Origin of the sequence: Mesorhizobium sp. M4B.F.Ca.ET.017.02.2.1 (assembly GCF_003998955.1) — a bacterium.
GTDB classification, from domain to species: domain Bacteria; phylum Pseudomonadota; class Alphaproteobacteria; order Rhizobiales; family Rhizobiaceae; genus Mesorhizobium; species Mesorhizobium abyssinicae.
Genome location: NZ_RZOF01000673.1, coordinates 1 through 749, shown reverse-complemented (window position 1 = coordinate 749; position 749 = coordinate 1). Strand labels below are relative to the sequence as shown.

Annotated in this window: 1 protein-coding gene and 1 pseudogene; both read left to right on the top strand. The window is 67.6% G+C overall.

Translation table 11 applies throughout. The features are described 5' to 3' along the window. A partial coding sequence (gene lpxI, locus EN738_RS34770) for a UDP-2,3-diacylglucosamine diphosphatase LpxI (protein WP_145967069.1) occupies positions 1-428 on the top strand: 428 nt, incomplete at its 5' end. Then, positions 418-749: pseudogene (locus tag EN738_RS34765) on the top strand (lipid-A-disaccharide synthase); the annotation flags it as partial. The gene lpxI and the pseudogene EN738_RS34765, both read left to right, overlap by 11 nt.

Sequence of the window (749 nt, the reverse complement as noted above, 5' to 3'; positions counted from 1 at the left end):
AGGCTGAGCCAAGCAAAGCCGACTGGCGTGACATCGAGGCGGCCAGGGTGGCCGCGAAGGCGATCGGCGCGCTGGATATCGGCCAGGCTGCCATTGCCATCGGCGGCCGGGCGATCGCGCTGGAAGGCATAGAGGGCACCAACGGACTGCTCGAGCGGACCAGGCAACTGCGCGACCATGGCCGGCTCGCCGGCAAGACCCGCGGCGTGCTTGTCAAATGCGCCAAGCCCGGCCAGGAATTGCGCGCCGATCTACCAACCATCGGCCCGCGGACGGTCGAGGCGGCGCAAGAGGCAGGGCTGGCAGGGATTGCCGTGGAAGCCGGCCGCTCGCTGATCCTTGAAGGTCCCGATACGATCGCGCGCGCCAATGCGCTCGGCCTTTTCATCATCGGCCTGCCCGCCGAGGAGCCGGCTCATGGCCACTAGCAAGTCGTTGAAGGTCGCCGTCGTCTGCGGCGAGGAATCGGGCGACCTGCTGGGCGCCGACATCGTCGCGGCGCTGAAGCGGACGACGGGCCGGGATGTTCAGCTTCTCGGCATCGGCGGTCGGCATTTGCAGGCGCTCGGCCTGAAATCCCTGTTCGACGGCAGCGAGATCGCGCTGATGGGGTTCAGCGCGATCCTGCGCGAGCTGCCGCGCCTGATCAGGCGGATCGGCCAGACGGCAAGCATGATCGCGGCCGAAAAACCCGACTGCCTCATCACCATCGACAGCCCGGATTTCTCGCTGCGCGTGGCGAAGAAGGT